The sequence below is a fragment of the Klebsiella spallanzanii genome (assembly GCF_902158555.1).
Lineage (GTDB): Bacteria > Pseudomonadota > Gammaproteobacteria > Enterobacterales > Enterobacteriaceae > Klebsiella > Klebsiella spallanzanii.
Window position 1 is genome coordinate 207,238 of sequence record NZ_CABGGS010000002.1, and the last position, 21,536, is coordinate 228,773.

Annotated in this window: 21 protein-coding genes and 3 tRNA genes; 12 read left to right on the plus strand and 12 right to left on the minus strand. The window is 52.5% G+C overall.

Translation table 11 applies throughout. The features are described from left to right. Positions 1 to 3 precede the first annotated feature (3 nt). Positions 4 to 1,143 carry a tRNA epoxyqueuosine(34) reductase QueG gene (queG, locus tag FN082_RS04495; protein WP_139540934.1) on the plus strand — a complete coding sequence of 380 codons (1,140 nt, stop codon included), beginning with the start codon at positions 4 to 6 and terminating at the stop codon, positions 1,141 to 1,143. A gap of 270 nt (positions 1,144 to 1,413) precedes the next feature. Here the strand turns inward: queG and FN082_RS04500 are convergent. The 3 genes from FN082_RS04500 to FN082_RS04510 all read right to left on the minus strand — a co-directional run bounded on the left by FN082_RS04500 (position 1,414) and on the right by FN082_RS04510 (position 1,819). After that, positions 1,414 to 1,489, minus strand: a tRNA-Gly gene (locus tag FN082_RS04500). 24 nt (positions 1,490 to 1,513) lie between these two features. Beyond that, a tRNA-Gly gene (locus FN082_RS04505) sits at positions 1,514 to 1,589 on the minus strand. Between the two features lie 154 nt (positions 1,590 to 1,743). Then, a tRNA-Gly gene (locus FN082_RS04510) sits at positions 1,744 to 1,819 on the minus strand. Between the two features lie 286 nt (positions 1,820 to 2,105). Here FN082_RS04510 and FN082_RS04515 point away from each other — a divergent pair. Then, positions 2,106 to 2,837, plus strand: a complete 732-nt coding sequence (locus FN082_RS04515; RefSeq protein ID WP_139540933.1) for an arginine ABC transporter substrate-binding protein — start codon at positions 2,106 to 2,108, stop codon at positions 2,835 to 2,837. A 41-nt stretch (positions 2,838 to 2,878) separates the two neighbouring features. Here the strand turns inward: FN082_RS04515 and orn are convergent, their stop codons facing one another. After that, positions 2,879 to 3,424, minus strand: coding sequence for an oligoribonuclease (gene orn / locus FN082_RS04520; RefSeq protein WP_004097954.1), 546 nt, complete (start codon positions 3,422 to 3,424; stop codon positions 2,879 to 2,881). Between the two features lie 94 nt (positions 3,425 to 3,518). Here orn and rsgA point away from each other — a divergent pair, with 94 nt between their 5' ends. From rsgA to mscM, 3 genes are all read left to right on the plus strand, one after another. Further along, complete coding sequence (rsgA, locus tag FN082_RS04525) at positions 3,519 to 4,580, plus strand: small ribosomal subunit biogenesis GTPase RsgA (protein ID WP_139540932.1); 1,062 nt, start codon at positions 3,519 to 3,521, stop codon at positions 4,578 to 4,580. Positions 4,581 to 4,676: 96 nt separating this feature from the next. Then, positions 4,677 to 5,639, plus strand: a complete 963-nt coding sequence (asd, locus tag FN082_RS04530) for an archaetidylserine decarboxylase (RefSeq protein ID WP_139540931.1) — start codon at positions 4,677 to 4,679, stop codon at positions 5,637 to 5,639. 24 nt (positions 5,640 to 5,663) lie between these two features. After that, positions 5,664 to 8,990: a miniconductance mechanosensitive channel MscM gene (gene mscM / locus FN082_RS04535; RefSeq protein WP_142981197.1), complete on the plus strand. Its 3,327-nt coding sequence runs from the start codon at positions 5,664 to 5,666 to the stop codon at positions 8,988 to 8,990. Between the two features lie 38 nt (positions 8,991 to 9,028). Here mscM and yjeM read toward each other — a convergent pair whose 3' ends face one another. Together yjeM and epmA are read right to left on the minus strand one after the other, a co-directional pair. Next, the gene (gene yjeM / locus FN082_RS04540; RefSeq protein WP_139540929.1) at positions 9,029 to 10,531 is read right to left on the minus strand and encodes a glutamate/gamma-aminobutyrate family transporter YjeM; all 1,503 of its coding nucleotides are present in this window, start codon (positions 10,529 to 10,531) and stop codon (positions 9,029 to 9,031) included. Between the two features lie 155 nt (positions 10,532 to 10,686). Then, positions 10,687 to 11,664 (minus strand): elongation factor P--(R)-beta-lysine ligase, encoded by a 978-nt coding sequence (gene epmA, locus FN082_RS04545; RefSeq protein WP_139540928.1) that lies wholly within the window; start codon positions 11,662 to 11,664, stop codon positions 10,687 to 10,689. A 276-nt stretch (positions 11,665 to 11,940) separates the two neighbouring features. Here epmA and frdA point away from each other — a divergent pair, with 276 nt between their 5' ends. From frdA to FN082_RS04570, 5 genes are all read left to right on the plus strand, one after another. Further along, positions 11,941 to 13,731, plus strand: coding sequence for a fumarate reductase (quinol) flavoprotein subunit (gene frdA / locus FN082_RS04550; RefSeq protein ID WP_139540927.1), 1,791 nt, complete (start codon positions 11,941 to 11,943; stop codon positions 13,729 to 13,731). Further along, a complete protein-coding gene (locus tag FN082_RS04555; protein WP_139540926.1) occupies positions 13,724 to 14,458 on the plus strand; it encodes a succinate dehydrogenase/fumarate reductase iron-sulfur subunit in 735 nt (244 codons plus the stop codon). Before frdA ends, FN082_RS04555 begins: the two co-directional genes overlap by 8 nt. 10 nt (positions 14,459 to 14,468) lie before the next feature. Further along, positions 14,469 to 14,864 carry a fumarate reductase subunit FrdC gene (gene frdC / locus FN082_RS04560; protein WP_139540925.1) on the plus strand — a complete coding sequence of 132 codons (396 nt, stop codon included), beginning with the start codon at positions 14,469 to 14,471 and terminating at the stop codon, positions 14,862 to 14,864. A gap of 10 nt (positions 14,865 to 14,874) precedes the next feature. Further along, complete coding sequence (gene frdD, locus FN082_RS04565) at positions 14,875 to 15,234, plus strand: fumarate reductase subunit FrdD (RefSeq protein ID WP_139540924.1); 360 nt, start codon at positions 14,875 to 14,877, stop codon at positions 15,232 to 15,234. Between the two features lie 138 nt (positions 15,235 to 15,372). Further along, entirely contained in the window at positions 15,373 to 15,903 is a 531-nt protein-coding gene (locus FN082_RS04570; RefSeq protein ID WP_139540923.1) for a lipocalin family protein, read from the plus strand. Here the strand turns inward: FN082_RS04570 and sugE are convergent. The 5 genes from sugE to efp all read right to left on the minus strand — a co-directional run bounded on the left by sugE (position 15,900) and on the right by efp (position 18,663). Beyond that, positions 15,900 to 16,217: a quaternary ammonium compound efflux SMR transporter SugE gene (gene sugE / locus FN082_RS04575; protein WP_139540922.1), complete on the minus strand. Its 318-nt coding sequence runs from the start codon at positions 16,215 to 16,217 to the stop codon at positions 15,900 to 15,902. The two genes, FN082_RS04570 and sugE, sit on opposite strands and share 4 nt — an antisense overlap. Positions 16,218 to 16,333: 116 nt before the next feature. Next, positions 16,334 to 17,425, minus strand: coding sequence for an RNA-guided endonuclease InsQ/TnpB family protein (locus FN082_RS04580; RefSeq protein ID WP_139540921.1), 1,092 nt, complete (start codon positions 17,423 to 17,425; stop codon positions 16,334 to 16,336). Between the two features lie 160 nt (positions 17,426 to 17,585). Continuing rightward, a complete protein-coding gene (ecnB, locus tag FN082_RS04585) occupies positions 17,586 to 17,732 on the minus strand; it encodes a lipoprotein toxin entericidin B (protein ID WP_139540920.1) in 147 nt (48 codons plus the stop codon). Between the two features lie 162 nt (positions 17,733 to 17,894). Continuing rightward, complete coding sequence (locus tag FN082_RS04590; RefSeq protein ID WP_139540919.1) at positions 17,895 to 18,026, minus strand: entericidin A/B family lipoprotein; 132 nt, start codon at positions 18,024 to 18,026, stop codon at positions 17,895 to 17,897. 70 nt (positions 18,027 to 18,096) lie between these two features. Then, positions 18,097 to 18,663, minus strand: coding sequence for an elongation factor P (efp, locus tag FN082_RS04595; protein WP_139540918.1), 567 nt, complete (start codon positions 18,661 to 18,663; stop codon positions 18,097 to 18,099). Between the two features lie 42 nt (positions 18,664 to 18,705). On the opposite strand from efp, the gene epmB reads away from it, so the two are divergent. After that, positions 18,706 to 19,734, plus strand: a complete 1,029-nt coding sequence (gene epmB, locus FN082_RS04600) for an EF-P beta-lysylation protein EpmB (RefSeq protein WP_142981198.1) — start codon at positions 18,706 to 18,708, stop codon at positions 19,732 to 19,734. 166 nt (positions 19,735 to 19,900) lie between these two features. Here the strand turns inward: epmB and FN082_RS04605 are convergent, their stop codons facing one another. Continuing rightward, positions 19,901 to 20,455 carry a winged helix-turn-helix domain-containing protein gene (locus FN082_RS04605; RefSeq protein ID WP_142981199.1) on the minus strand — a complete coding sequence of 185 codons (555 nt, stop codon included), beginning with the start codon at positions 20,453 to 20,455 and terminating at the stop codon, positions 19,901 to 19,903. A 499-nt stretch (positions 20,456 to 20,954) separates the two neighbouring features. Between FN082_RS04605 and FN082_RS04610 the strand changes: the two genes are divergently transcribed. After that, positions 20,955 to 21,515, plus strand: coding sequence for a fimbrial protein (locus FN082_RS04610; protein ID WP_139540916.1), 561 nt, complete (start codon positions 20,955 to 20,957; stop codon positions 21,513 to 21,515). Positions 21,516 to 21,536 lie beyond the last annotated feature (21 nt).

Sequence of the window (21,536 nt, forward strand, 5' to 3'; positions counted from 1 at the left end):
ATCATGTCACAGCCCCTCGATCTCAATCAGTTAGCGCAACAAATTAAACAATGGGGCACAGAGTTAGGGTTCCAGCAGGTCGGTATTACCGATACCAACCTGAGCGCCAGTGAACCTAAACTGCAGGCGTGGCTGGATAAACAATACCACGGCGAAATGGAGTGGATGGCGCGCCATGGAATGATGCGCGCACGCCCTCACGAACTCCAGCCCGGTACGTTACGCGTGATTAGCGTGAGAATGAACTATCTGCCCGCTAACGCCGCTTTCGCCCGCACCCTGAAAGATCCCATGCTGGGCTACGTTAGCCGCTATGCCCTTGGGCGGGACTATCATAAACTGCTACGTAACCGCCTGAAAAAACTAGGCGAGATGATTCAGGGACAGTGTGCTTCGCTCAATTTTAGACCTTTTGTCGATTCCGCGCCGATTCTTGAGCGCCCTTTAGCTGAAAAAGCAGGGCTTGGCTGGACAGGTAAGCACTCACTTATCCTCAGTCGCGATGCAGGATCGTTTTTCTTTCTCGGTGAGTTGCTTATCGACCTCCCTCTGCCCATCGACCAACCCGTCGAAGAGGAGTGCGGGCGTTGTGTTGCCTGCATGACGATTTGCCCGACCGGCGCCATTGTTGAACCTTATACCGTTGATGCCCGGCGCTGCATTTCCTATCTGACCATCGAGCTGGAAGGTGCAATCCCGGAAGAGTTTCGCCCGCTGATCGGCAACCGCATCTATGGCTGCGATGACTGCCAGCTAATCTGCCCGTGGAACCGCTTCGCGCAGTTAACCGATGAAGATGACTTCAGTCCGCGTAAAGCGCTCCATGCGCCTGCGCTACTGGAGCTGTTCGCCTGGAACGAGCCTTATTTTTTAAAAGTGACGGAAGGATCGGCCATTCGCCGTATTGGTCATCTGCGCTGGCTGCGTAATATCGCCGTCGCATTGGGAAATGCGCCATGGGATGAAGCTAATCTGCAGGCTCTCGAGAGCCGCCGAGGTGAGCACCCACTTCTGGACGAACACATTGAATGGGCGATTGCGCAGCAAATTGCGAAGAGAAATGCCAACGTGATTGAGGTGCAATTGCCGAAGAAACTGCGGCTGGTCAGAGTGGTTGAAAAAGGGCTACCAAGAGATGCCTGATTCATTCACAGGGTGTGAATAAAAATAAAAACACATTGCGTATCAACATGCAGACATTCGTCAAGCGATCGGGTTAACACTTTGAAATGAAATTTTCTTATTGTATTTCAACAAGATAAATAAATACTATTTACATAGTGAAGTATTAACCTGAATTAAGACAAAAGATTAACCTGTGGATAAGTCTGTTCACAGTATTTTCAGGACACAACGAAAATCATCCCCGGCGCCTTCTTGCGCTGTGGATAAAATGTGTGTGATAAGAAACTTTGGAGCGGGAAACGAGACTCGAACTCGCGACCCCGACCTTGGCAAGGTCGTGCTCTACCAACTGAGCTATTCCCGCTTGGGTGTGGTGACTTTCAAATTTTGGAGCGGGAAACGAGACTCGAACTCGCGACCCCGACCTTGGCAAGGTCGTGCTCTACCAACTGAGCTATTCCCGCTTAATCTTCGTCTTTCAAGCTGCTTCTGCGTTAGCTGCCTTCACTCACTTTAGTCACTTTAGTCACTTACTTAAGTAAGCTCCTAAAGATTCGTTCAGTTGCTGCCTTGCCACAACTCGAAATCCTGTGATTAGGATGGTACTTTTCAAATTTTTGGAGCGGGAAACGAGACTCGAACTCGCGACCCCGACCTTGGCAAGGTCGTGCTCTACCAACTGAGCTATTCCCGCGTACTTCTGACCATATTTCTATGGCGTCGTGATTTGCATTTCTGCTTCGTCACGGGAGGCGCATTATACGAGAATTCGATTTACCTGCAACCCCCCTGAGAGCAATTTTTTTTGTTTTTGGTTCAAGTGACCACTTTATCACCAGACATACTCTTAAATTGCCTAAATAACCATCACATGCGGCAAAATAGCTTTTTCCAGCCCGGCTAAAGGCGCAAAATCGCTCAAGTTTATCGGCGGATACCGCCCGCTGACGGTCAACAACGATGACAACCAGGGAAATAAAATGAAAAAAGCGCTTACCGTCCTGCTGCTGACTACGCTTACTACGGGAACAGCATCGGCAACAACGCTACATTTTGGGACAACAACGGCCAATCCACCGTATGAAACCGTCAATGGTAAAAATCAGCCCACGGGTTTTGATATCGATCTGGCCAACGCGCTGTGCAAGCAGATGCAGGTTGAATGCAAATTTACCCCCCAGGGTTTCGATACGCTCATCCCGGCGCTGCGCTTTAAGAAATTCGACGCCGTTATCGCCGGTATTGAAGTGATTCCCATGCGAGAAAAGCAGGTCGCTTTCAGCCATCCCTATCGTCAGGAGCTATCCGGCGTGGTGGTCACAGCGAAGGACACAGCCCACACGTTTACCGATCTGAAAGACAAAAAAATCGGCGTCGTGAAAGGCACTATTCATCAACATTACCTGCGAGACAAACAAAAAGCCGTACATTCCGTACCTTTTGAGAGTGACGAAAGTGCCTTAAACGCGCTGAAAGAAGGCGTGATTAGCGGAGTGATCGGCGATCAGGAAACGCTGACGCAATGGCTACAGGATAATCCCGACTACGCCATTATGGACGAGCGCGCCACGGATCCCGGCTATTACGGTAAGCAGTTCGCCATTGCGGTGCGTAAAGATGACCCGGAGCTGCTGAATAACCTCAATGCTGCGCTGGACGCCGTCAAAGCGTCGCCAGAATTCCTGGAAATGGAACAGAAGTGGTTTAAATAGCAGAAAATATTGCCGGGGCGCTTCTGGCCCCGGCACAAACATTAAAGCTTAATGAAGTGCTCGCGATAGTAAGCCAGTTCAGCCACCGACTCACGAATATCATCCATCGCCTGATGCGTCCCTTGTTTCTTAAAGCCGTCGAGAATTTCCGGCTTCCAGCGACGTGCCAGCTCTTTCAGCGTGCTGACGTCCAGATAGCGGTAGTGAAAGTACGCTTCCAGTTCTGGCATATATTTAAACAAGAAGCGACGATCCTGGCCGATGCTATTGCCGCAGATCGGCGACTTACCGGCCGGTACCCATTTTTTGAGAAATTCAATCGTCGCCAGCTCTGCTTCGCGATCGCCCTGGGTACTCGCCTTTACCCGCTCCACCAGCCCGCTGCCGGTATGGGTACGCACGTTCCACTCGTCCATCAATGCCAGTTGCGCATCGGACTGATGCACGGCAATCGTCGGGCCTTCCGCCAGAATGTTCAGATTTGCGTCAGTCACCAGGGTGGCGATTTCAATGATGCGATCGCGCTCCGGATCCAGCCCCGTCATTTCAAGATCGATCCAAATCAGGTTGTTTTCATCTGCACTCATGTTATTTTCCACCCTTCTTACGTCACTATATTCATCTAAAATAGCGTGTATCATAGAGGTTTTGCCCGTACAGGGCGACCAGGAGCCAGTTCGATTGAGTAAAAATAAACTCTCCAAAGGCCAACAGCGCCGCGTGAAGGCCAACCACCAGCGCCGCCTGAAAACGACTTCGGAGAAGGCCGATTTTGATGACAACCTGTTCGGTGAGAAATCCGAAGGGATCGTCATTAGCCGCTTTGGCATGCATGCCGATGTCGAATCCGCCGACGGTAGCGTCCACCGTTGTAATATTCGCCGCACTATTCGTTCGCTGGTTACCGGCGATCGCGTGGTCTGGCGGCCCGGCAAAAGCGAAGCTGACGGCGTGAACGTTAAGGGCATCGTTGAAGCCGTTCATGAACGAACATCCGTGCTGACGCGCCCGGATTTCTACGACGGCGTCAAACCCATCGCTGCCAATATCAATCAGATTGTCATTGTTTCCGCGATCTTACCTGAGCTTTCTCCTAATATTATCGATCGCTATCTCGTGGCCTGCGAGACGCTGAACGTTGAGCCGCTGATTGTCCTCAATAAGATCGATCTCCTGGACCAGGAGAGCATGGACTTCGTCAACGAGCAAATGGATATTTATCGCCATATTGGCTATCGCGTTCTGATGGTTTCCAGCCGCACTCAGGATGGTTTAAAGCCGCTCGAAGAGGCGCTCACCGACCGTATCAGCATCTTTGCCGGCCAGTCCGGGGTAGGAAAATCGAGCTTGCTGAATGCTCTATTAGGCCTGCAGGATGATCAAATCCTCACGAACGACGTTTCTGATGTCTCCGGTCTGGGGCAGCACACCACCACGGCCGCACGCCTGTACCACTTCCCGCACGGCGGCGATGTCATTGACTCGCCGGGCGTACGCGAGTTCGGCCTCTGGCATCTCGACGCGGAACAAATCACCCACGGCTTTGTCGAATTCCATGATTATTTAGGCCGTTGCAAATACCGCGACTGCAAACACGATACCGATCCGGGCTGCGCCATTCGTGAAGCGGTGGAAAATGGCGAAATCGCCGAAAGCCGCTTTGAAAACTATCATCGCATTCTGGAAAGTATGGCGCAGGTACAGGTAAAAACGCGTAAAAGCTTTTCATCAACCGATGACTGACATTTAAGCTGAGCATCGTTAGAATCGTCCCCTTTTTTTTCAGACCCCCGCTGACGCGCGGGGTCAGGAACGACAAATCATGGCCTGGAGGCTACCTTGTTAAACGATCTTAAACTTTCACTGCAATACATTCTGCCTAAACTGTGGCTCACCCGCCTCGCAGGCTGGGGTGCGCGCAAGCGAGCAGGCTGGCTGACAAAACTGGTCATCGATCTGTTCGTGAAATACTACAAGGTCGATATGAAAGAGGCGCAGAAGCCTGACACCGCCAGCTATCGCACCTTTAACGACTTCTTTGTTCGCCCGCTGCGTGATGACGTCCGCCCGTTAAACACCGATCCTGGCGTACTTGTCATGCCTGCCGATGGCGTCATCAGCCAGTTGGGGGCGATTGAAGACGACAAAATTTTACAGGCCAAGGGCCACAACTACAGCCTTGAAGCGCTGCTGGCCGGCAACTATCAGATGGCCGACCTGTTCCGCAACGGCAGCTTTGTCACAACCTATCTCTCGCCGCGCGACTACCACCGCGTTCATATGCCGTGCAACGGTATTCTGCGCGAAATGATTTATGTGCCTGGCGATCTGTTCTCCGTGAATCACCTGACCGCGCAAAACGTACCGAACCTGTTTGCCCGCAATGAACGTGTCATCTGCCTGTTCGACACTGAGTTTGGCCCAATGGTACAAATTCTGGTTGGCGCCACTATCGTCGGCAGCATTGAAACCGTATGGTCCGGTACCGTAACGCCGCCGCGCGAAGGCATCATTAAGCGATGGACCTGGCCTGCTGGTGATAGCGAAGGCTCCGTCGCTCTGCTTAAAGGCCAGGAGATGGGCCGCTTTAAGCTGGGCTCTACGGTTATCAACCTGTTTGCTCCAGGCCAGGTGAAGCTGGTTGAGCAGTTACAAAGCTTGTCGGTAACCAAAATAGGCCAACCGCTGGCGCTCGCGCCTGAAGCCATTACCCCGGATGAACCTGCTCCGCTACCGGCTGAGGAAGTCCGTGCTGAACATACCGCCAGCCCGCTGGTTGACGATAAACAAGACGAAGGTTAATTCCTGAGAGAAAAAGGTTACGCCGTGCGCCTGATATACACTTTCCTGCTGGCCTGGTGCCTCAGTTTCGGGGCGTACGCAGCGACAGCCCCGGATGCTAAACAGATAGCTCAGGAACTGGAACAGGCGAAGGCGGCGAAACCCGCCCAGCCTGAAACCGTTGAAGTTCTGCAATCTGCCCTGAACGCGCTTGAGGAGCGTAATACTTCTCTTGAGCGCGCCCGGCAGTACCAGGATGTTATCGATAACTTCCCCAAACTCTCGCAAACCCTGCGCGCGCAGCTCAATAATCTGAGCGATGAGCCGCGCCAGGTTTCCACTACCCTCACCTCTGATGCGCTGAACCAGGAGATTCTCCAGGTCAGCAGCCAGTTGCTGGAAGCCAGCCGTAAAGCTCAGCAGGAACAGGATCGCGCCCGCGACATTGCCGACTCGCTCAACCAGTTGCCTCAGCAGCAGAGCGATGCCCGCCGTCAGTTGAACGAGGTTGAACGCCGGATTGGCGCGCAAAACAGCAATACGCCGCTAGCGCAGGCGCAGAATCTTAGCCTGCAGGCGGAATCCGCACGACTGAAAGCGCTGGTCGATGAACTGGACCTGGCGCAGCTTTCCGCGAATAACCGCCAGGAGCTGTCGCGGATGCGCTCCGAGCTGGCGCAGAAAGAGAGCGAACAGCTCGACGCCTGGCTGCAGGCGCTGCGTAACCAGCTCAATAACCAACGGCAGCGCGAGGCGGAAAAAGCGCTGGAAAGCACCGAACTTCTGGCGGAAAACAGCGAAAATCTGCCGCCGGATATCGAAGCGCAATTCAAAGTTAACCGCGAGCTGTCGCAGGCGCTGAACCAGCAGGCCCAGCGGATGGATTTGATCGCCTCGCAGCAGCGTCAGGCAACCAATCAAACCCTACAGGTGCGCCAGGCCTTAAATACCCTGCGCGAACAGTCCCAGTGGCTGGGTTCGTCCAATCTGCTTGGCGAGGCCTTGCGCGCGCAGGTAGCACGGCTGCCGGAAATACCGCGACCACAGCAGTTGGATACGGAAATGGCTCAGCTGCGTGTCCAGCGCCTGCGCTATGAGGATCAGCTCAGCAAACAGCCGCAGCTAAGACAAATTCGTCAGGCGGACGGCGAACCGCTCACCAGCGAGCAGAACCGCATTTTGCAGGCCCAGATGCGTACGCAGACAGAGCTGCTTAACTCACTGTTGCGCGGCGGCGATACGCTTATGCTCGAACTGACCAAGCTGAAAGTCGCTAACGGTCAACTGGAGGATGCGCTAAAAGAGATAAACGAAGCGACCCACCGCTATCTGTTCTGGACCTCCGACGTCAGCCCAATTGGTTTCTCATGGCCTCTGGAGATAGTTCAGGACTTACGCCGTCTGATCTCGCTCGATACCATGAGCCAACTCGGCAAAGCCAGCATGATGATGTTGACCAGCAAAGAGACCATCCTGCCGCTCTTCGTTGCGCTCATTCTGGTCGGGTTCAGCATCAGCTCGCGCCGCCACTTCACCAGCTTCCTCGAGCGCTCCAGCGCGCGTGTGGGTAAGGTTACCCAGGATCACTTCTGGCTTACGCTGCGCACGGTATTCTGGTCAATACTGGTGGCCTCGCCGCTGCCGGTTCTGTGGATGACGCTGGGCTACGGTCTGCAGTCTGCCTGGCCTTTCCCGCTGGCCGTGGCGATTGGCGATAGCGTCACCGCAACAGTGCCGCTGCTGTGGGTGGTAATGATTTGCGCGACCTTCGCCCGTCCGAACGGCCTGTTCATTGCCCACTTTGGCTGGCCGCGCAGCCGCGTCAGCAAAGCAATGCGCTACTATCTGATGAGCATCGGGCTGATTGTGCCGCTCATTATGGCGCTGATTACCTTCGATAATCTCAACGATCGCGAGTTCTCCGCCTCGCTGGGCCGCCTCTGCTTTATGCTGATTTGCGGCGCGCTGGCGATGGTAACCCTAAGCCTGAAACGCGCCGGAATACCGCTGTATCTCGATAAAGAAGGTAGCGGCGACAATATGGTGAACCGGCTGCTATGGAATATGCTGCTCGGCGCGCCGCTGGTGGCGATGCTGGCGGCGGCGGTTGGCTACCTCGCCACATCGCAGGCGCTGCTTGCCAGACTTGAAACCTCGGTTGCCATCTGGTTCCTGCTGCTGGTGGTTTATCACATCATTCGCCGCTGGATGCTAATTCAGCGCCGCCGCCTGGCGTTCGATCGCGCGAAGCACCGACGGGCGGAGATCCTCGCCCAGCGGGCTCGTGGTGAAGAAGAAGTGCAGCATACCAGCAGCCCGGAAGGTTCAATGGAAGCCGAGGTCAGCGAGGTCGATCTCGATGCCATCAGCACCCAGTCATTACGTCTGGTACGCTCTCTGCTAATGCTTATCGCACTGGTGTCGGTCATCGTGCTGTGGTCGGAGATCCATTCCGCATTCGGTTTCCTGGAAAACATCTCGCTGTGGGACGTGACCTCTACGGTGCAGGGAGTTGAGAGCCTGGAGCCGATTACCCTTGGCGCGGTGCTCATTGCCATCCTGGTGCTGATTATTACCACTCAGTTGGTGCGCAACCTGCCGGCCTTGCTGGAGCTGGCAATTCTTCAACACCTGGAGCTGACGCCAGGAACCGGCTACGCCATCACCACCATTACCAAATATCTGCTGATGCTGATCGGTGGCCTGGTCGGCTTCTCGATGATTGGGATTGAGTGGTCGAAGCTGCAGTGGCTCATTGCCGCCCTCGGTGTCGGCCTCGGTTTTGGTTTGCAGGAGATCTTCGCCAACTTTATCTCCGGCCTGATTATCCTGTTTGAGAAGCCAATACGTATCGGCGATACGGTGACTATCCGCGACCTCACCGGCAGCGTTACGCGCATCAACACCCGCGCTACGACTATCAGCGACTGGGACCGCAAAGAGATTATCGTGCCAAACAAGGCGTTCATCACCGAACAGTTTATCAACTGGTCGTTGTCGGATTCCGTTACCCGCGTGGTCTTAACGGTACCTGCGCCAGTGGATGCCAATACCGAAGAGGTGGCGCAGATCCTGCTGACCGCCGCGCATCGCTGCTCGTTGGTCATTGACCCCCCCGCCCCGGAAGCTTTCCTGGTTGACCTGCAGCAGGGGATCCAGATTTTCGAGCTGCGTATTTTCGCCGCCGAAATGGGCCACCGCATGCCGCTGCGCCACGAGATGCACCAGCTGATTCTGGCTGGATTCCGCGAACACGGTATTGATATGCCGTTCCCGCCGTTCCAGATGCGTCTGGAAAGCATTGATGGCAGAAAAAGCAGCAGATCGCTGACATCGGCGGGGAAAACCAGCCGTTCGCCCGGTAGTCTGTAAAAGTATGGCCTTGCCTGAACGCAGGCAAGGCCAGCCTTTTAGCGCTCAGCGACCACCAATTCTACCGCCGTACGTCGGCGGTAATTCTCATAAATCCCCAACGCCAGTAGCGAAAAGAAAATCGGCCCGCCAAGCATCCACATCGCGCTACTCCAGTCCCCCGCATCCATCACCGGCTGAATCACGGTAAAGATATTCGCAAATGCGACCACCAGCACAACCACGGTGGTCGCCAGCAGCGTTGAGCCACGATGTTTGAAAATCACAAAGGGGCGGTCAAGATTCCGTTTAGCCTTAAAGAAAGGAAATGCCAGCGTTAAAAACAGATACGGCAGCGTCATAGAGACATTCGCCATCAGCGTCAGCTTGTTATAAAACGCCGATGCGGTATCGCCGCCAAAGGAAACCAATAAAATAAACACGCTTACCAGCAGACACTGCCACCACATAGCGTTAGCTGGCATGCCGTTAGTATTAATTCGCGTCATTGATGAGGGCCAGAGCGCTTTTGGCGTCCCCTGGATGATCGCTTTCAGCGGCGAGTAGCTCAGCGTAAAAAAAGCGCCGGTATAGGCGAGGAACATCGATAGTCCGGTGATTCTGGCAAACCATAATCCGGTCGCTGCGGCAACGGCAGGCGGCAGATGCATCGCATTGCCAAGGGTTGCGCCAAGGCTGGTCATCAGCACATAGGTGATATTACCGAGGTTGGTCGAACGATGACTGAGTACCTGCTGCCAGTTAGCGCTGACGCCCCACAGGACAATCGCCAGCGAATAGCCAATAGAAATAACGATCGCAGCGATAATAATCCCTTTCGCAAAGTTCTTTTCCGGCTTCTCGGTTTTATCCACCAGCCCGCCAACCGCTTCAATACCGCCGTAGGCAAATATGGCAAAAACCACAAACGACAGCATCGCCAGGCCAGATTGATACCCAGGGTTAGGCGATACGGTGAAATCCAGCGGCTGGGCAAAATGGCCGCCGTTGAGCAGTAAAATAGCCAGACTCACCAGCAACAGCACCAGATTCAACCCCATTACCGCGATCCCGCCGACGGCGGTAATTTTAGCGATTTTATTAATCCCCTTAACCGCCACAAAGGTCACCAGTATCATCCAGCAGGCGGCAAGAATACCGACCGTTTGCGTTGAGGTTAGCCCGGCGATAGCCCAGGATTGCGTTTTATCCGCACCGAATAAGAATGTGGAAAACGGCACCCAAATTTTAGCCGCCGTGCTGACCATCCAGACCACATAGGATGAAAACCACATAAAGGTGCCAATAAACGCAAAACGCGGACCAACGCTATGATTCATCCATGAATAAATCCCGCCCTCCTCCTTACGATAAGCCGATCCCATCTCGGCCATCATCAGCGCAAAAGGGATAAAGAAAAACAGAGCAGAGAAGAGATAAAACGGCATCGCGCTATAGCCCATCAGGTAAAACGCGGAAGGGCTGTTTGCAAAACCAAATACGGAGGTGAAGATCATTAAAATCAGCCCAATCAGGCTCATCTTCTTAATTTGCTGGTGCATAAATCTATCCAAACGCGAGCGTCACAGACGGGTGACGTCAGACAATCAAAAAATTGAGCGCGGATAGTAGCAAAAGCCCGAAGGGTTCTTGTGGGTATAAGGGCTAAAAGCGCGGGCTTCCCTTTCTATTATCGAAAGGGAAGCAGAGAGGACAATCAGGCGCGGTCGACGGTAAAGGAGATGACGTCGCCGATGCTTTCGGCACCCAGCGCCAGCATCACCACGCGATCAACGCCCAGCGCCACGCCGGAGCAATCCGGCAAACCTGCTTCCAGGGCTGCCAGCAGGTTATGATCGATGGGCTGTTGCGGCAGGCCGCGAGCCGCGCGCTTGCGGTTATCCTGCTCAAAACGCTGCCGCTGTTCGCGCGCGTCAGTCAGCTCATGGAAACCGTTCGCCAGTTCAATGCCTTTGTAATAGACCTCGAAACGCTCTGCAACGCGGTGATCTTCGGTGCTGATTTGCGCCAGCGACGCCTGGCTTGCCGGGAAGTGATAAACAAACGTCGGGCGATCTTTACCAATATGCGGCTCGACGCCCATCGCAAAGAGCAACTGGAGCAGCGTGTCCCGGTCTTCTTCCGTATCGGCAATATTGCTCAGATCCAGCTTCGCCGCGACTTCGCGCAGCTGCGTTTTATCCGCAGACAGCGGGTCTATTTCCAGATGACGCTGGAAGGCCTGCTGATAAGAGAGGCTTTCGGCTGGCTGGCAGTCCAGAACCTGCTGTAACAGATCGTCGACTTCGTTAATCAACCGGTACATGTCATAGCACGGACGATACCACTCCAGCATGGTGAATTCCGGATTATGGTGGCGCCCCATCTCTTCATTACGGAAGCTACGGCATAGCTGAAACACCGGGCCACAGCCAGCAGCCAGCAGGCGCTTCATGTGGTACTCCGGGCTGGTCATCAGATACAGGTTCAGTCCCTGAGAATGCCCCGGCCCTACGAAACGCGTTTCAAACGGGACCATATGGATATCCGTCACCGTCGCCTGACTCATGCAGGGCGTCTCCACCTCCAGCACGCCGCGGTCGGTAAAGAAACGACGAATTTCCGTCATCACCGCTGCACGTTTTAATAGATTTGGAATGGATGCGCTCGGCTGCCAGGTTGCCGTTTCGCTCATGGTACTTTCTCCGATTTGAAACAAGGGCACGAAGTCTACTCGTAACCGTCGAATGAAACAAATTTTGTGCGAATTCGCCAATGCACTACATATGCTTAATTTATTGATAACCCAAAAGCATAAAGCAAACAGATAAACAACCGCACAGAACGATAAAAAAATCGAACACGTCAATTTTCCCCAGTGACCCTACGGCTATACTCCTTACCTATAAAGGAGCAGTGATACATTTTCGCCAGCCCGGCGGCGAAATAAACAAAAAACTGGAGGAATGTCGTGCAAACTTTTCAAGCCGATCTTGCCGTAATTGGCGCTGGCGGAGCAGGTCTACGCGCCGCAATTGCCGCCGCGCAAGCTAATCCAAATGCAAAAATCGCTCTAATTTCAAAAGTCTATCCTATGCGCAGCCACACCGTTGCCGCTGAAGGAGGTTCCGCTGCCGTTGCGCAGGATCATGATAGCTTTGAGTACCATTTCCACGACACCGTTGCTGGTGGCGACTGGCTGTGTGAGCAGGACGTCGTCGACTACTTCGTGCATCACTGCCCTACGGAAATGACCCAGCTTGAGCAGTGGGGATGCCCGTGGAGCCGCCGTCCCGACGGCAGCGTCAACGTCCGGCGCTTCGGCGGTATGAAGATCGAACGAACATGGTTCGCTGCTGATAAAACCGGCTTTCATATGCTGCACACCCTGTTCCAGACTTCTCTTCAATTTCCGCAAATCCAACGCTTCGATGAACATTTTGTCCTCGATATTCTGGTCGATGACGGTCAGGCGCGCGGTCTGGTCGCGATGAACATGATGGAAGGGACGCTGGTGCAGATCCGCGCCAACGCGGTCGTTCTGGCGACCGGCGGCGCTGGACGTGTTTATCGCTACAATACTAACGGCGGTATCGTCACTGGCGACGGTATGGGCATGGCGCTCAGCCACGGCGTACCGCTACGCGATATGGAATTCGTGCAATATCACCCAACCGGCCTGCCGGGTTCCGGTATCCTGATGACCGAAGGCTGCCGAGGCGAAGGCGGGATTCTGGTCAACAAAAACGGCTACCGCTACCTGCAGGATTACGGCATGGGTCCGGAAACCCCGCTGGGCGAACCGAAAAACAAATATATGGAGCTGGGTCCGCGCGATAAGGTCTCCCAGGCTTTCTGGCACGAATGGCGTAAAGGCAACACCATCCCAACGCCGCGAGGCGATGTGGTCTATCTCGACCTGCGTCATTTGGGCGAGAAAAAACTGCTTGAACGCCTGCCGTTTATCTGTGAACTGTCAAAGGCCTATGTTGGCGTTGATCCGGTGAAAGAGCCGATTCCGGTACGTCCAACCGCGCACTACACCATGGGCGGCATCGAAACCGATCAGCAGTGTGAAACCCGCATCAAAGGTCTCTTTGCAGTCGGCGAATGTTCATCAGTCGGTCTGCACGGCGCCAACCGTCTTGGCTCCAACTCGCTGGCAGAACTGGTGGTCTTTGGCCGCATGGCCGGCGAACAGGCCATGCAGCGCGCAACCGAAGCGGGTGAAGCCAACAGCGCCGCTCTGGATGCGCAGGTTGTCGATATCGAGAAGCGCCTGAAAGATCTGGTGAATCAGGAAGGTAACGAGAACTGGGCGAAAATCCGTGACGAAATGGGTCTGTCGATGGAAGAAGGCTGCGGTATCTACCGTACGCCGGAGTTGATGCAAAAAACGGTGGATAAACTGGCCGAGCTGCAGGAACGCTTCAAGCGCGTGCGCATCACCGATACCTCCAGCGTGTTCAATACCGACCTGCTTTATACTATCGAACTGGGCCATGGTTTGAACGTTGCAGAGTGTATGGCGCATTCCGCCCTTGCACGTAAAGAGTCCCGCGGCGCGCATCAGCGTTTAGATGAGGGCTGTACCGAGCGTGACGACGTCAATTTCCTCAAGCATACGCTCGCTTTCCGCGATGCGGACGGCAACACGAGCCTTGAGTACAGTGATGTAAAAATCACTACTCTGCCGCCAGCAAAACGCGTGTACGGCGCTGAAGCGGAAGCAGCTGAGAAGAAGGAGACGACGAATGGCTGAGATGAAAAACATGAAAGTCGAAGTGGTGCGTTACAACCCGGAAGTGGACGTCGCACCGCACAGCGCTTTTTATGAAGTGCCCTACGATGAGCAAACCTCACTGCTTGATGCCCTGGGCTACATCAAAGACAACCTTGCGCCAGACCTGAGCTATCGCTGGTCCTGCCGTATGGCGATTTGCGGCTCCTGCGGCATGATGGTGAACAAAGTGCCAAAACTGGCCTGTAAAACCTTCCTGCGCGAGTACACCAAAGGCATTAAAGTTGAGGCGCTGGCCAACTTCCCGATTGAGCGCGATCTGGTGGTCGATATGACCCACTTTATTGAAAGCCTGGAGGCCATTAAACCGTACATCATTGGCAACCCGCGCACACCTGACCAGGGTCCAAACAAGCAGACTCCGGCGCAAATGGCGAAGTACCACCAGTTCTCCGGCTGCATCAACTGCGGTCTGTGCTACGCGGCCTGCCCGCAGTTTGGTCTTAACCCGGAGTTTATCGGCCCGGCAGCGATCACCCTCGCTCATCGTTACAACGAAGATAGCCGTGACCACGGTAAAAAGGAACGTATGGCGCAGCTTAACGGCCAGAATGGCGTCTGGACATGCACTTTCGTGGGCTACTGCTCCGAAGTCTGCCCTAAACACGTCGACCCGGCGGCCGCGATCCAGCAGGGCAAAGTAGAAAGCTCGAAAGACTTTCTTATCGCCACCCTGAAACCACGCTAAGGAGTGCAGTATGACGACTAAACGCAAACCCTACGTGCGGCCGATGACGTCCACCTGGTGGAAAAAACTGCCGTTTTATCGCTTCTATATGCTGCGTGAAGGCACGGCGGTTCCCACGGTCTGGTTCAGCATTGTGCTGATTTACGGACTGTTCGCACTGAAGCATGGTGCGGAGAGCTGGGCGGGTTATATCGGTTTTCTGCAAAATCCGATTGTCGTGATCCTGAACCTGATCACGCTTGCAGCCGCGCTGCTGCATACCAAAACCTGGTTTGAGCTGGCACCGAAAGCTGCCAATATTATCTTCAAAGGCGAGAAAATGGGGCCAGAGCCAATTATTAAAGGGCTTTGGGTAGTCACTGCGGTCGCCACCGTGGTGATTCTGTTTGTCGCCCTGTTCTGGTAAGGAGGCTGGAATGATCAATCCCAAACCAAAACGTTCTGATGAACCGGTATTCTGGGGACTGTTTGGCGCAGGCGGCATGTGGGGAGCGATTATCGCCCCTGTGATCGTGCTGCTGGTAGGCATAATGCTACCGCTCGGTCTCGCGCCCGCAGATGCCTTCAGCTACGAACGCGTGCTGGGTTTTGCCCACAGCTTTATTGGCCGCGCATTCATTTTTCTGATGATTGTCCTGCCGCTGTGGTGCGGCCTCCACCGTATCCACCATGCAATGCATGATTTGAAAATTCATGTACCCAACGGTAAGTGGGTCTTCTATGGCCTGGCGGCGATTCTGACCGTCGTCACGCTGGTCGGTATATTGTTCATCTAAACCAATAGCCGGAGCCGTATCGACATCGGCTCCAGTAAGCCCGGTAGCATTATGTTACCGGGCTCTCTTCTCAAGAAAATTCCACCGCATTTTTCCTGCCTGAATCTACACTTAGCTTAAAACTGGCGAGGAAATATTATGCGTCTGCTACCTGTTATTGCTGTTGTTGCCGCTTCATTTTTGCTTGTCGCCTGTAGCACACCGACGCCTCCTCCAGGCGTAACCGTAGTCAGTCCATTCGATACGCAACGCTATCTTGGCACCTGGTATGAAATTGCACGCTTTGATCATAGTTTTGAAAGCGGTTTAGAAAAGGTCACCGCGACCTATAGCCTGCGCGATGACGGCGGGCTGAACGTGGTGAATAAGGGATACAATCCCGACCGGGGGATGTGGCAGAAAAGCGATGGTGTTGCCTACTTTATCGGGGAGCCCACGCGCGCCGCGCTGAAAGTCTCGTTTTTCGGCCCCTTCTATGGCGGCTATAACGTGATTGCGCTGGACAAGGATTATCGCTATGCGCTGGTTTGCGGGCCAGACCGCGACTATTTGTGGCTGCTGGCACGCTCGCCGAAAATCCCGCCGGAAGTGAAACAGCAAATGCTGGATATCGCTACCCAGCAGGGATTCGACGTGAGTAAGCTCTTATGGGTCAATCAGCATTATTAATGGGCGCTGATTTTCAGGCCAATAATACCAATCACGATACACGCCAGGCTGGCAATGCGCATCGGACTGGCAGATTCCCCCAGGAGAATAATTCCTGTAACCGCTGCGCCGACCGCGCCAATTCCGGTCCATACGGCATAAGCGGTACCTACTGGCAGCGTTTTCATCGCCCATGACAGCATCGCCATGCTGATAACCATCGCGGCAATGGTTATCACGCTGGGTACCAGACGACTAAAACCATGGGTATATTTCAGACCGACTGCCCACACGACTTCCAGCAGACCAGCGATAAACAGAACTAACCAGGACATATGGCTCCTTTGATGGGGCCGTCCCCAGATGTGAAACGCTTACGGGTCGTCCCGTAAGGTAGTTGATGAACCGCAGGAATTATACACAACGAGACTAAATTGACATCCTCCCCGCCCTAAAGGACGGGGATTCCTACAGCCAGACGGCAATGCCCTGCCGCGAGAATATTCTTTGCGGCGTTTACGTCGCGGTCATGAGTTGTTCCGCACTCACAACAAGTCCATTCTCTTATTCGCAGGCCTGCTCTACCTTTCGGACTGTTATCGGATATTGATCCGCAACACGAACAAGCCTGGGTGGAATATCTTTCGTTGACCACTTCGAACACCACTGAGCGCGCAATCGCTTTATATTCCAGTTGTGTTTTGAGCATCGCCCAGCCAGCGTCCAGAACGCTTTTAGCCATTTTGGTTTTGACCAGTTTCTTACTGCTCACGTCGCCCACGAATATCGCCGCATTGTTATTAACCAGTGCCGTGCTGAATTTGTGCAGGGCATCTTTGCGGCGGTTCTTAATTTTGGCGTGTATGGCGCGTACACGGGCTTTTTTATTCGCCCGTTGCGCCTTGCCTAATGCCGATTCAAGGTTGCGATAGAACTTACCGGCAACCAGCTTTTCACCTTCTGACGGGGTGGCGTAGTCCTTCAACCCCAGATCAACACCCACGGCAGTTGTGCCAGTGGTCGGGGCGGTTTCGACCTCTACGCAGATATTGAAGTACCAGCGGCCCCGACTATCTTCGGAAAAGCTGCCTGCGCGGAATTTAAAGCCCGCCAGGCCGTAGCTATCCCAGACCTTAAAGTAGTGCCCGGCAAACTTAACGCAGCCGTTCTGCCATTGCGCAGCTCGCGATTTAAACGGCACCCAGCCCAGAGAGCGGCGAGCACCACCACTGACGCGCCAGCGCAACCGGGAGCGCTTGAACTGTTTCCGTGCCTTGCCGTGGCTGGCGATCACTTCCTGCACCGTGGCACTGCCGATGGAATAGCCGCGCTCTTTCTGAATACCTGCTGTTATCTTCTGAACATCAAAGGCTGACAGCCATTGCGGTTTCTGCGCACCAAAAGCGCCAGCGTTGCTATATGCCGCGCTGGTTATCTCGTTTGCCAGATTAAAGACCTGATTGACCTCAAAGGCCATTTGCCGCAAAACGGCGACGTGGCGGTCTTTAACCCGGACTGATAGTGTTTTGGTCTGAATGTTCACACTGTATGTATAAACAATGTTTGTGCAGTTATTATTGACGGGCATCAATGAGCGGGCTGTCGCCCGCTTCGCTCTACCTCCCAGACCTAAAAGGACGGGGCTTCCCGCGAAAAGACCTGGTGAGAAAGAACGGTACGACCGATGGCCGTACCGCCATGGTCTATTGCTGAGCTTTGGTAGCGGCACCCGAAATCGCGCTGCCGCCTTCTGAAATATCCTGACCAACACCGCGCGTGGTGTTACATGCGGTCAACACAGAGGAGAGAGCCAAAACCGTAAAGAACGCTGCAATCGTTTTTTTCACCATAATGTCATCCTTATTAACCAGTTTTAGTTATCGTGCTCTATAAGCATAGACAACCTGGACCAGGATGAATGGAGCTCAACGCTTTTTAAGAGAAAAAGAGATCAGAAGTGAATTGAGGGAGAGGACGCAATTTATGAATGAGAATCGCCTGATGAAATCAGGTTAGCTGACAGCATGAGAAATAGCGTGTCCCAGACTTTGGATATCTTCACCTACGCCTCGAGCCGTATTGCATCCAGCCAGCAGTGAACCGCTCAAAAATAACAGTAGCAAAAGTTTGAGTGTACGATTCATCTTCCCTGCCTGCTCTTTCGACCTGTAGAGGGCGCAGCATCACGCTGCGCCAACCATCTCATCGCATAAATTACTTCACGCGGGATACGTATTCACCGGAGCGGGTATCCACTTTGATGACTTCGCCAATCTGCACGAACAGCGGAACTTTAACCACCGCGCCAGTAGACAGAGTCGCAGGCTTACCGCCGGTACCAGCAGTATCGCCTTTCAGACCTGGATCGGTTTCAACGATTTCCAGCTCAACAAAGTTAGGAGGAGTAACGGAGATTGGCTGACCGTTCCACAGGGTCACGATGCACTCAGCCTGATCCAGCAGCCATTTGGCGCTATCACCAACGGCTTTTGAGTCAGCGGCCAGCTGTTCAAAAGTAGAGTTGTTCATGAAGTGCCAGAACTCACCATCGTTGTACAGGTAAGTCAGGTTCATATCGACAACATCTGCGCCTTCAGCAGAATCAGTAGACTTGAAGGTTTTCTCTACGCGGGTGCCGGTCAGCAGGCGGCGCAGCTTAACGCGCGCAAAAGCCTGACCTTTACCTGGTTTAACGAATTCACTGGCTTCAACTGCATAAGGTTCGCCGTCCATCATGATTTTAAGACCGGCACGAAAATCGTTGCTATAGTAAGTCGCCATAAGGCCCTCTGAAATTTTGTTAATTGGTAGCTAAGCCACAAAATGGCGCATATTGTAACCCTAAACACCCCATCCAGAGAAGATTGGTTAGCGCAACTTGCCGATGTTGTGACCAGTCCTGATGAACTGCTGCATCTTTTAAATGTAGACGCAGATGCGAATCTATTGGCAGGACGCGATGCAAAGCGCCTGTTCGCACTGCGTGTTCCGCGGGCATTTATCGCTCGCATGGAACCAGGAAACCCCAACGATCCTCTTCTTCGTCAGGTACTTACCTCTCAAGATGAGTTTATCAACGCCCCTGGGTTTTCCACCGACCCGCTGGAAGAACAACACAGCGTCGTGCCCGGTTTATTGCATAAATACACTAACCGTGCGCTCCTGCTGGTAAAAGGCGGCTGTGCGGTAAATTGTCGCTATTGTTTCCGCCGTCATTTCCCCTACGCCGAAAATCAGGGCAATAAACGCAACTGGCAAACGGCGTTGGAGTATGTCGCGGCCCATCCAGAGCTTGATGAGATCATTTTTTCCGGTGGCGACCCGCTGATGGCGAAAGATCATGAGCTTGATTGGTTAATAACGCAGCTGGAATCTATTTCACATATAAAACGCTTGCGAATTCACAGTCGATTGCCCATCGTTATCCCAGCGCGTATTACCGACGCGTTGGTTGCTCGCTTCTCAGCATCATCATTACAACTACTGTTGGTGAACCATATCAATCATGCCAACGAAATAGACGCAGAATTTCGTGCAGCGATGAAACGGCTTCGCATGGCTGGCGTCACGTTGCTCAACCAGAGCGTGCTCCTGCGCGGCGTGAACGATAATGCGCAGACGCTTGCGAACCTGAGCAACGCTTTATTCGATGCCGGTGTCATACCTTATTATCTGCACGTTCTGGACAGAGTCCAGGGTGCAGCGCATTTTATGGTTAGTGATGATGAAGCCCGGTCGATTATACGAGAGTTACTCACCCTGGTATCCGGTTATTTGGTGCCAAAGCTAGCGCGGGAAATCGGCGGGGAGCCTAGTAAAACGCCACTAGACTTAGGTTTAAAGCAGTGCTAGTTGCATTTTCTGCCGAGCATCGCCCGGCAGACTGTCAATTAATCAGTTCATATCTGATCTAATGTACAGATATTTAATAAATTTTACATAACTACCAGAAAGTGAGCTCAGTGGTTATTAGGTGTAAATATAAAAGAAAGTGATAAGCTTATTCATTAGTTATTACTTACAAAAAGAGAGAAAGTATGTTGGCTGCCGCCATCAACAATAGCAAAGGTAAGAGCCACTTAGGTAACTTAAACGCCGCATCAACACTTTTCGTTTTATCATCCTGAGTAAGCAAAGTATTAACTTTATTTCTCTCTATCGGGGGCGAAGAAACATTATTTATTACTTGAATATTTGAAGTGTTTTCTGAGTTTTCCTCCTCCGCTTTGAAGAACGACGCGATATGCGATCCTGAAGCGAGAACAAACCCGCGCTGCCTTACCGTCACTATAATATCTTGCGATAGTCCCGCCTTAAGTAACGATTTTCTCAGCAAGGATATATTTTGATAAAAAGTGTTTTGAGATACAACAACACCTCTGGTTTTCCATACCGTATCCAAAAACTCTTCTCTGGATATAATTTTACCATTACTTTCCAATAAAAGCTGGAGACAGCGTGCAGTAGGCGCGTTTAAGCTCACACCTTCGCCGTTCTCGCCCAGAGGTTGTAACTCGTTCACATTTGCATTAAAAATAACTTCATTATTAATGATATATTCATTGAATATCATAGTCCCTTTCCGCCCTCATTAACTATGTGAAATAACGATGAATTAAATTCAACTTCTTCTTTAGAAATCAGGATACATCCCTATAAACTAACCAGATTAGATAATTTCAAGTATAAATCAACAACTCCAAATCCGGAGCAAAGATAAGATTATCATGATATTTGAACCAAATGGAAGACCGATTTTATCACTATCCATTTCATCCATGATTATTATTATCAACGTAATCATCATGTGAATTTACCACCTTCAAAAAACAAACTTTAAATTCAAACAAAATTCACATGCATTTTATCTGCCTTCGACTTAGATTTGTCGTCGCTCCTGCCCATTAGGCTCTATGTAGTATACATACGTATGCACAACAGCAACGGCAGGGGAAAGAAAACGGTAGAGCTCAGGCATAGATAGCGGGATGTTAGTTATTACCAATACCACTAATTAACAACCGAGCCGGGTATCTATTCAGGACTTTAGTATCTATAAATGGATTAAATAAATGAAAAAAACAATCGTAGCTGTAATGGTCGCTGCTTCTGCAGCTCTGAGCGCTCAGGCTTTCGCAGCAGGGAACAGTTCTCAACTGACTATTCTGGGTAACGTCACTGACACCGGTGAATCCTGTAACGTTACTCCATCAGCGCTGATTCAGGGTGGTTCTTTAACTCTGGATGATGTAAAAGCCTCGATCCTGGAAGGCCAGGCTGTCAACACTCCGTATATGGCTCTTGCTAAAGATATCGAGTACAAAATTGAAGACTGCCAGAAAGGCGCGACTGATTACACCGGTAACCTGAACATTACCGTTACTGGTGACTACATCAGCGGTCAGGATAACGTTCTGACTAACACTGCTGTAAACCCGGCAACCAACGCAGCGGTGACTGTTGTTAACACCGATGGTTCTCGCGTGAGCTTCACTGGTACTACTCCTAAAGTTGTCGCTTATACTGCGGGTACCCCATCTTATATGCGCTACAAAGCTGCATATGTTAAAACTGCTGCCGGCGTTACCGATGGTGCAGTTAAAGGTGTTGCTACCTTTACCATCAGCTACTAATACTCAATGGGGCTTGCCTAA

Coding starts and splice junctions, on each gene's coding strand:
- queG (WP_139540934.1), top strand. CDS start 4: ATGTCACAGCCCCTCGATCTCAATCAGTTAGCGCAACAAATTAAACAA.
- FN082_RS04515 (WP_139540933.1), top strand. CDS start 2,106: ATGAAAAAAGCGCTTACCGTCCTGCTGCTGACTACGCTTACTACGGGA.
- orn (WP_004097954.1), bottom strand. CDS start 3,424: ATGAGTGCAGATGAAAACAACCTGATTTGGATCGATCTTGAAATGACG.
- yjeM (WP_139540929.1), bottom strand. CDS start 10,531: ATGCACCAGCAAATTAAGAAGATGAGCCTGATTGGGCTGATTTTAATG.
- epmA (WP_139540928.1), bottom strand. CDS start 11,664: ATGAGCGAAACGGCAACCTGGCAGCCGAGCGCATCCATTCCAAATCTA.
- FN082_RS04555 (WP_139540926.1), top strand. CDS start 13,724: ATGGCTGAGATGAAAAACATGAAAGTCGAAGTGGTGCGTTACAACCCG.
- frdC (WP_139540925.1), top strand. CDS start 14,469: ATGACGACTAAACGCAAACCCTACGTGCGGCCGATGACGTCCACCTGG.
- frdD (WP_139540924.1), top strand. CDS start 14,875: ATGATCAATCCCAAACCAAAACGTTCTGATGAACCGGTATTCTGGGGA.
- FN082_RS04570 (WP_139540923.1), top strand. CDS start 15,373: ATGCGTCTGCTACCTGTTATTGCTGTTGTTGCCGCTTCATTTTTGCTT.
- sugE (WP_139540922.1), bottom strand. CDS start 16,217: ATGTCCTGGTTAGTTCTGTTTATCGCTGGTCTGCTGGAAGTCGTGTGG.
- ecnB (WP_139540920.1), bottom strand. CDS start 17,732: ATGGTGAAAAAAACGATTGCAGCGTTCTTTACGGTTTTGGCTCTCTCC.
- FN082_RS04590 (WP_139540919.1), bottom strand. CDS start 18,026: ATGAATCGTACACTCAAACTTTTGCTACTGTTATTTTTGAGCGGTTCA.
- efp (WP_139540918.1), bottom strand. CDS start 18,663: ATGGCGACTTACTATAGCAACGATTTTCGTGCCGGTCTTAAAATCATG.
- epmB (WP_142981198.1), top strand. CDS start 18,706: ATGGCGCATATTGTAACCCTAAACACCCCATCCAGAGAAGATTGGTTA.
- FN082_RS04605 (WP_142981199.1), bottom strand. CDS start 20,455: ATGATATTCAATGAATATATCATTAATAATGAAGTTATTTTTAATGCA.
- FN082_RS04610 (WP_139540916.1), top strand. CDS start 20,955: ATGAAAAAAACAATCGTAGCTGTAATGGTCGCTGCTTCTGCAGCTCTG.